Annotated in this window: 5 protein-coding genes; all 5 read right to left on the bottom strand. The window is 68.5% G+C overall.

Annotated elements, in window-relative coordinates:
• Positions 1 to 48: 48 nt before the first annotated feature.
• Positions 49 to 2,754: a DNA polymerase I gene (gene polA / locus D7X55_RS30105; RefSeq protein ID WP_121724868.1), complete on the bottom strand. Its 2,706-nt coding sequence runs from the start codon at positions 2,752 to 2,754 to the stop codon at positions 49 to 51.
• A gap of 59 nt (positions 2,755 to 2,813) precedes the next feature.
• Positions 2,814 to 5,024, bottom strand: a complete 2,211-nt coding sequence (locus D7X55_RS30110) for an FHA domain-containing protein (protein ID WP_121724869.1) — start codon at positions 5,022 to 5,024, stop codon at positions 2,814 to 2,816.
• A gap of 7 nt (positions 5,025 to 5,031) precedes the next feature.
• Positions 5,032 to 6,789: an ATPase, T2SS/T4P/T4SS family gene (locus D7X55_RS30115; RefSeq protein WP_120549788.1), complete on the bottom strand. Its 1,758-nt coding sequence runs from the start codon at positions 6,787 to 6,789 to the stop codon at positions 5,032 to 5,034.
• Between the two features lie 148 nt (positions 6,790 to 6,937).
• On the bottom strand, positions 6,938 to 8,386 hold the full coding sequence (locus tag D7X55_RS30120) for a type II and III secretion system protein family protein (protein ID WP_120549789.1): 1,449 nt from the start codon (positions 8,384 to 8,386) through the stop codon (positions 6,938 to 6,940).
• 47 nt (positions 8,387 to 8,433) lie between these two features.
• On the bottom strand, positions 8,434 to 8,772 hold a 339-nt coding region (locus tag D7X55_RS30125; RefSeq protein WP_147470267.1), incomplete at its 5' end, for a prepilin peptidase.

The following is an 8,772-nucleotide window of genomic DNA, read 5'->3' on the forward strand; positions in this document are numbered from 1 at the left end:
CCTACGGGGGTGGGCGCTCTCCCGCATTTTTTCGTGCGGTGCTGCGCTTCAGTGCGCGTCCGCCCAGCTCTTCCCAGCGCCCACTTCCACCTTGAGCGGCACCTTCAGCTCGGCGACGGAGGACATGCTCTTCACGGCCAGGGCCTTCACCGCGTCCACCTCCGCGTCCGGCGCCTCGAAGAGCAGTTCGTCGTGCACCTGGAGCAGCACGCGCGTCTTCAGCTTCTGCTCGCGCAGCGCGGCGTCCACCGCCAGCATGGCCTTCTTCATCAGGTCCGCGGCGGTGCCCTGGATGGGCATGTTGATGGCGGCGCGCTCGGCGGCCTGGGCCACCGCGCGGTTCTTGGAGAGCAGGTCGCCCATCAGGCGGCGGCGGCCGTAGAGCGTCTCCACGTAGCCCACCTTGCGCGCCTTCTCCACGGTGTCCTCCAGGTACTGGCGGATGCCCGCGTACCGGGTGAAGTACCGCTCGATGACGTCGCGCGCGTTCTCCTGGGAGATGCCCAGGCGCGTGGACAGGCCGTGCGCGGACAGGCCGTACGCGATGCCGAAGTTCACCGTCTTCGCCACGCGGCGCTGCTCGCGGTCCACGTCCTTGGGGTCCACGCCGAAGATTTCGGCCGCCGTGCGGCTGTGGATGTCCTCGTCGTTGCGGAAGGCCTCGATGAGCACCGGGTCCTCCGCGATGTGCGCCAGCAGCCGCAGCTCAATCTGCGAGTAGTCCGCGCTCACCAGCTGGTGCCCCGCGTCCGCCACGAAGGCGCGGCGGATTTCACGGCCCACTTCCGTGCGGATGGGGATGTTCTGCAGGTTCGGGTCGGACGAGGACAGCCGGCCCGTGGCGGTGGCCGCCTGGTGGTACGTCGTATGGATGCGCCCGTCCTTCGCCACCAGCGTGGGCAGCGTGTCCAGGTAGGTGCTCTTGAGCTTGGACAGGCCGCGGTACTCGATCAGCGCCCGCGCGAGCACGCTGTTGTGCTCCTCCGCCAGCTTCTCCAGCACCTCCTGATCCGTGGAGGGGCCCGTCTTGCCGCGCTTGAGGATGGGCAGCTTCTGCTCTTCGTAGAGCACCTGCGCCAGCTGCGGGTTGGAGCCCAGGTTGAAGACGTGGCCCGCGGCCTGGTGGCACTCGGCCTCCTTCGCCTTCACCTCCACGTCCACGCGCTCGGACGTGCGGGCCAGCTCCGCCACGTCCAGCTTCACGCCCTCGCGCTCCATGCGCGCGAGCACGGGCAGGATCGGCAGCTCCAGCGTGCGCGCCAGCTCCGCCAGCCCGCCCAGCTCCAGCTCCTGCCACAGCTCCGGCGCCAGCCTGCGCGCCGCGTCCGCGCGCACCGCGTACGCCGCGGCCACCTCCTCCGGCCCGTGGTCCGCCAGCGGCCGGCCCTTCTTGCCGCCCACGGACGCGGGCAGCGCGGGCAGCTCCGAGCGCAGCCGCTCCCGCGCCAGGTCCTCCAGCGCGTGCTCCCGGCGCGACGGGTTGAGCAGGTAGCTCAACAGCTCCACGTCGTCGTGCGCGCCTTCCAGCGTCAGGCCTTCGTTGGCCAGCACCAGCGTGAGCGCCTTGAGGTCGTGGCCGCCCTTCTTCACCGCCGCGTCCGCGAGCACGTCCTTCAGGGCCGCGCTGAAGGCCGCCACCGGCACCTGCGTGGCGCCCAGTTGCTGGTGCCTGAGCGGCACGTAGCGCGTGGAGCCATCCGGTAGCGCCACGCCCAGGCCCACCAGCGGCGCCGCGAAGGGCATGCCCTCATAGGCGGGCACCAGCGTGAGGCTCCCGGCCGCCTTCGCCGCGTCCGCCAGCGTCTTCAGCTCCGCCTCGGTGGTGACCAGCGTGGTGGTGGTGGACAGCGGCGCCACGTCCGGACGGGCCGCGGGCTCCTCCGCGGGCAGGTCGCGCAGCAGCGCGAAGAACTCCAGCTCCGTGAACAGGTCGCGCGCGCGCGTGGCGTCCGGAGCGCGGCGGATGAGGTCCTCCAGCTTCACGCCCAGGGGCAATGCCGTATTGAACGTCACGAGCTGCTTGGCGCGCGTCAGGCTCTCGCGGTGGGACTCCAGCGCCGCGCGGATCTTCGGCTTCTTCACCTCTTCCACGCGCGCGAGCAGCGTCTCCACGTCGCCGAACTGGTGGAGCAGCTCCACCGCCGTCTTGTCGCCCACGCCGGGCACCTTGGCGACGTTGTCCACCGCGTCGCCCACCAGGGCCAGGAAGTCGCGCACCTGCCTGGGCAGGATGCCCATCTTCTCCTGCACGTCCGCGATGCCGATGCGCTTGTTCTTCGCGGGGTCGAAGAGGGTGATGTCCTCGTCGACGATCTGCATGAAGTCCTTGTCGCTGGTGACGACCAGGACCTGGTAGCCCTCGGCCTTGGCCTGCATCGCCAGGGTGCCGATGACGTCGTCCGCCTCCCAGCCCTCCGCGTCCAGCGAGGGCAGGTTCAGCACGTCCCCCACCTTGCGGATGAGCGGGAACTGGGGCGTCAGGTCCTCCGGCGGCGCCTTGCGGTTCGCCTTGTACGTGGGGTCGATCTTCTGACGCTCCACGCGGCCGGACTTGTCGAACGCCAGCGCCACGTGCGTGGGCTTCAACTCCTGCAGGGCCTTGAGCACCATGCGGGTGAAGCCCAGCACCGCGTTGGTGGGCACTCCCTTGCTCGTCGTGAGCGGGGGGATGGCGTGGTAGGCGCGGAAGATGAAGCCAGAGGCGTCGAAGAGCGCCAGGCGGCGCTCGGAGCGCGGGGGGCTGGTGTCGGCCATCCCCCGTCCCTAGCGCGCCTCCCGGCCCCTGTCCATGAAGCCCCGCACCGGAAGGCCGCTCAGCGGCACTTCAGCTCGGCCTTCTTCGCCGTCACCTGCTCCGCGATGCCGTCACCCGGCACGGCGTAGTCCTCCACCGCCTGGATGTCCGAGCAGCTGCCCACGTTGTTCAACGCGTTCTGCGCCTGCGTGGAGCAGAAGGCCACCACGCGGTTCAGGTCCGTGTTGCCCTTGTAGAACTCGAAGCCCAGCTTCCAGATGCGGCAGCCGCGGCGGCGGTCCTCGCGGTCCGCGAAGTGCTTGCCGCGCAGGTAGGAGGCGACCGCCATGTCCTGGAAGATGTTCTTCCGGTAGAAGGACAGGTGCGACTCCGCGAGCTCCGCCATGATGCGCTTGTCCGTCGCCAGCGCCTCCCTGAACGGCGCCACCGCGCGCTCCGGGTCCTCGTTGGTGAGCGAGCTCTCGCCCGTCTTGAAGAGCTGATCCACGTTGGACACGTCGCGGATGAGCTCGTCCGCCAGCGAGTGGAACTCCGCCTGGTCCACCTTCGCGCGCAGCTTCTGCAGCGTCGCCATGGACTCGCTGCCGCGGCCGGTCCAGTAGTCGAACATCGCCGCCTGGATGAGCTTGTGCGTGTAGCGCTTGTTGAACATGGCCTTCACCTCGCTGGCCTGATCCACGCCCCCACCCTCCACCTGCAGGATGTCGGACACGGGGCAGGTCCACGGCGCGGCGCCGCGGTCCAGGCGCGTGCGGGCCACGAGGAACTTCACGAACATGGCGTCCTTGGGGCGCCACTCGTTCTTGCGCAGGCCGCCCTCGAGGCGCAGCGTCTGGCCGATGGGCGGCTCCAGGTCCTCCTTGCTCTGCTTCTGGCACCAGACTTCCATGTACTCCTGGCAGCGCGGCACCGCGGCGCCCCACTGCGAGTTGTTCAGGTAGCGCTTGCAGTCGTCCTTCGCGCGCTCCACGAACTGCTCGGCCGTCTCACGCGCCTTGGAGCGGGCGCGGCGGAAGTACTCGCTCTCCTTCGGAATCTTGCGCAGCAGCTCCAGCGCCTGCTTCTCGCGGTTGAGCTCGATGGCCTTCTTCGCGGCCTCGAAGTTGTCGAAGGCTTCCTTCTCCAACTTGATGCGCCGCACGAGGGTGTTCGCCTCGACGTTGATGGGGTCCTGATCCAACGCCTGCTCGCACGCGGCCTCGGCGCGGCCCCAGTCCGGGGCGCCCAGCTCGTTGGAGGCGTAGGAGCGGCACTCGCTGAGCAGCTCCTGCACCTGCTGCGCGGGATCCAACGGCGCGGCCGGCCCGGACTTCTGGGCGTTCTGCGCGGGCCCCACGGACGACTTCACCACCGCCGCCACCGCCAGCAGCGCCACCACGCCGCCCGCGACCACCAGCAGCTTGCGCTTGCTGTCCGCGGCGGGCTCGCCACGGCTGCCGCGACGGGGCGGCACCGCGCCCGTTCCCGGACGCCGCGCGGGCGTGTCGGAGGGCTCGAAGGTCATCTCCACCACGCCGAACTGGAGGACGTCCCCGGCCTGCAGCTCGACGAACTCCTCGCCCAGGATCTCTCCGTTGAGCAGGGTGCCGTTGGCGCTGCCCAGGTCGCGCGCGAGGATGGCGCTGCCTTCGCGCTTCACCTCCGCGTGCTTGCGGCTCACGGAGTCGTCATCCAGGACGACCGCCGCCGGAGGCGCACGGCCCACCAGCAGCGTGCCCTGGATGGGATAGGACTTGCCCGCCCACGGCCCCGTCATGCCCTTGAGCACCGGACCGGAGCCGGCGGCCGCTGCAGCCGCCCCGCCCGCGGGCTGGGGACGCGAGGGCCGCTTCGCCAGCGCGCCCTCCGGCTTCGCGGCGCCGTTCTGGGTGGCCTTGGCGCGGATGCTGGGCATGGCGCGCGTGCCCTTCACGGGCGCGTCCGAAAGCGTCGCGGGGTCTCCGGGCGGAGGCGTCTTCGCGCGGCGGCCGCTGGTGCTCCGGCCACCGCCCTTGAGCTTCAGCTCGTAGTCGCCCAACAGCACCTGCGAGCCCGGCATGAGCGCCGTGGGCCCCTCGATGCGCTCGCCGTCCACGAAGGTGCCGTTCTGGCTGCCCCCGTCCTCGACGTAGACCGTGCCGCCCTCCACGTAGATGCGCGCGTGCTGCCGCGACACCCCTCCTTCCGTGAGGACCAGGTCATTGCCCTGCTGGCGGCCAATCTTCAGCTCGCCGGCGATCTCGTGCTCGTGCTCAGTGCCGTCAGGGTGACGGACGACCAGGGTTGCCATGGGCGCGTCAGTCCTCGCGGAAGATACTCATGTTCACGGGGATGCCCTTGCGCTGGAGCTCGTCGTAGAACTTCGGGACGAAGCCCGAAGCCACGTAGCGTCCTCGCACCTTGTGGTCCTCCGTGAAGCCATCCTGCTTGTAATAGAAGATGTCCTGCAGGGTCACGATGTCGACCTCCATGCCGGACACCTCGGTGATGAAGCAGATCTTGCGGGAGCCGTCGGAGAAGCGCGTCTGCTGCACGATGAGGTGCACGGCGCTGGCGATCTGCTCGCGGATGGCCTTCACCGGCAGCTCCATGCCGGACATGAGCACCATCGTCTCCAGCCGGGCAATCGCGTCGCGCGGCGTGTTCGCGTGCAGCGTGGTGAGCGAACCGTCGTGGCCGGTGTTCATGGCCTGGAGCATGTCCAGCGTCTCACCGGAGCGGCACTCGCCCACCACGATGCGGTCCGGCCGCATGCGCAGGCAGTTCTTCACCAGCTCGCGGATGGTGATGGCGCCCTTGCCTTCCAGGTTGGGCGGGCGGCTCTCCAGCTGCACCCAGTGGTCCTGCGGCAGCTGAAGCTCCGCCGCGTCCTCCACCGTGATGATGCGCTCACCCTCCGGGATGAAGGAGCTGATGATGTTCAGCGTCGTCGTCTTCCCGGAGCCCGTGCCGCCGGAGATGACGATGTTGCGCCGGGCCGTCACGCACATCTCCAGGAACTCCGCCATCTGCGCGGTGACCGTCTTGTATTTGATCAGGTCCTGGATCTTCAGCGCGTCCTTCTTGAACTTGCGGATGGTGATGCAGGGGCCCTTGAGCGCCAGCGGCGGGATGATGGCGTTCACGCGGCTGCCGTCCTTGAGGCGCGCGTCCACCAGCGGGCTGGACTCGTCGATGCGGCGGCCAATGGGCGCCACGATGCGCTCGATGACGCCGAGCACCGCCTGGTTGGAGGAGAACGTCTTCTCCGACAGGGTCAGCTTGCCCTTGCGCTCGATGTAGATCTGGTTGGCGTGGTTCACCATGATCTCGCTGATCTCTTCCGACGCGAGGAACGCCTCCAGGGGCCCCAGGCCCAGCGCCTCGTTGATGACGTCGGTGAGCAGCTCCTCCCGGTCCACGTCCCCGGGAAGCTCCTGGTCCGCCTCCATCTGGTCGATGATGTCCCGGATGGCCTTTTCGGTGCGGCGCCAGAGCTCCTCGTCCCCGAGCCGGTCCATGTCCATGCGACGCAGGTCCAGGTACTCGATGAGCCGGTCGTGGATCTCCTTCTGGAGCCGCGAGTAGCGCTCCAGCCGGGGGTCCACCTTGCGCTTGTTCTTGGCCATGGCCGCGGCCATGGACGCCGGCATGCGGCTGGGAGCGGCGGCGGCGGGCGCGGGCGCCTCCTCCTCCTCGTAGGGCTCCTCCTCCTCGTAGGCCTCTTCCTCCTCGTAGGCCTCCTCGCCCTGCTCCTCGTCGTAGCCCTCGTCCACGGGCTCGTCCGGCAGCGGCTCCACGTTGAGGATGTAGTCGCCGATGGAGACCTGGTCGGTCGGCTTGAGCACCATGGGCCCGGCGATCTTCTTGCCGTTCACGAAGGTGCCGTTCGTGGACTTCATGTCCACGATGATGAAGCGGCCGTCCTTTTCGACGATGCGGGAGTGGGTCTTGGAGACGTTCCCCTTGGCGAGCACGATGTCGTTGCCGGCAATCCGGCCGATCGTGATCTCGTTCTTGGGGTACTCCCGCTGCTCCGACCCGCCACCCTTCTCCGTCAGCGTGATGAGAAACATGAGGCGGGATGCTACCAAGCCCTCCTACGACCTCAAAGACTCCTGCGACGCTCGCCCGCCTGCTGCCCGGAAACGAACGGGCCGGCACCCTCCCCTCTGAAGCGGGGACGGAGCCGGCCCGGATGAGACGCGACGGCGCGGAAGGCCGTCAGTCGAAGATGTTGAAGTTCACCTCGGAGCGGGCCTGCTTGTAGCGGGTCTTCACGTCCTCGATGATGCTGCGGACCTTGTCCGAGTCCGGGTTCACGATGCGCGGGGTGACGAAGATCACCAGCTCGCGCTTGGTGGAGTCGAACGCGCGGTTCTTGAACAGCTCGCCCACGATGGGGATGTGACCCAGGCCCGGCAGCTTCGCGACGGCCTTCTGCTCGTCGTGGCTGAACACGCCGGACAGCACGATGGTCTCACCGTGGCGCACGGTGACGTTCGTCTTGACCTTGCGGGTGCGGAAGCCCGGGATGGCGGACGAACCACCGAAGGACACGGACACGGAGGTGTCGATTTCAGAGGCCTCCGCCTCCACCTCCGTCTGGATGTTGCCGTTGCGGTCCGCGGTGGGGCGGATGTTCAGGATGACGCCGTAGGGCTTGTACTCCACCGTGAACTGCGTGTTGGTGATGAGGGGGATGGGCACCTCGCCGCCGGCCAGGAACTCCGCCTTCTCACCGCTGGCGCACACCAGCTTGGGCTGCGCCAGCAGGCGGCCGTAGCCGTCGTTGGCCTGGAAGCCAATGCTCAGGTCGGACCCGCCGTTCGCGCCCATGATGAGGGTGGAGACGGCGTCGCCGCCCGGCAGCAGCGCCTTGTTCAGCGCGACGTTGGCGGTCAGCGAACCGGTGATGTCCGTGGGGTACTTGATGCCGTAGCGGTCGCGGCTGTTGCGGCGGATTTCGACGAACTGGACCTCGGAGAGGATCATCCGCTTGATGCCGACGACGAGCAGGTTCTCCACCTTCTCACCGATGGCCTTGGTGATCAGCTCCGCCTTCTGGAGGTCCTGCTGGCTCTCCACGGAGCCCTCCAGGAAGATGGTCGCGCCCACCACGTTGGCCTGCACGTTCTTCAGGCCCGCCTTCTGGAAGGCCGCGTTCAGGTTCTGCGCCACCAGCTTCTTGGCGTTGGGGGCGATCTTCACGAACGACTTCACGTTCGGGTACAGGCTCACCACCTGCTCGATGCGGTCCGCGTCCTGCGTGGTGTAGGCCTGACCGTCCAGGTAGATGCGGTCGCCCACCATGCGCACGGAGACGCCTTCGATTTCGCCCAGCAGGCGCTTGATCTCGGAGATGACCTCGTTGGGGTCCTGCTTGCGGACCGTCACCAGGTAGCTGATGCGCTGACCGGAGGACTTCCAGACGAGCAGCGTCGTCTTGCCCTCCTGGTTGCCGGTGACGAGCAGCTGGCCGGTGCCCAGCGTCTTCACCTCGGCGATGGACGGATCACCCAGCGCGACGCGGCTGAGGCCGGGAATGGTGAGCACCTTCTGGGTACCCACGCCCAGGCTGACGGAGCTGCCCTCCTGGGCCTGCGCGGGGGCACTGGCCACCAGGGTGACGAGGGCGCCGAGCGCCAGGGCTTGCGTGAAGCGAGTGGACATCGTGTGAATCCCCTTCTTGCGTGCGCGCGCCCGGACGACGAAGCGCGCTATCCCAGATGTTGTTGCTGCCACCACATGGCCCAGAAAGTCCCGAGCGCGATGGAGACGCCGTAGGGGATGTGTCGCACGGGAGCGGGAGAGGTTTCCTCGCGCATCCATTTCATCCGCACCGCCCAGCGACGGGCCACCGCCGCCAGCGTGTCCCAGACGGCCCCCTGCCACAGCAGCGTGACGATGGCCTGAAGCGCGCCCACCAGCGAGATGAAGGCCGCCGCCGACAGCACCGTGGGAAAGCCCAGCACGCAGCCCACGCCCGCCATCAGCTTGACGTCACCCCACCCCATGCGCCCGCGCAGCGCACCCGGCACCAGCAAGAGCGCGAGTCC

The sequence above is a fragment of the Corallococcus sp. AB049A genome, from assembly GCF_003668885.1.
Lineage (GTDB): Bacteria > Myxococcota > Myxococcia > Myxococcales > Myxococcaceae > Corallococcus > Corallococcus interemptor.

Coding starts and splice junctions, on each gene's coding strand:
- polA (WP_121724868.1), bottom strand. CDS start 2,754: ATGGCCGACACCAGCCCCCCGCGCTCCGAGCGCCGCCTGGCGCTCTTC.
- D7X55_RS30120 (WP_120549789.1), bottom strand. CDS start 8,386: ATGTCCACTCGCTTCACGCAAGCCCTGGCGCTCGGCGCCCTCGTCACC.
- D7X55_RS30110 (WP_121724869.1), bottom strand. CDS start 5,024: ATGGCAACCCTGGTCGTCCGTCACCCTGACGGCACTGAGCACGAGCAC.
- D7X55_RS30115 (WP_120549788.1), bottom strand. CDS start 6,789: ATGTTTCTCATCACGCTGACGGAGAAGGGTGGCGGGTCGGAGCAGCGG.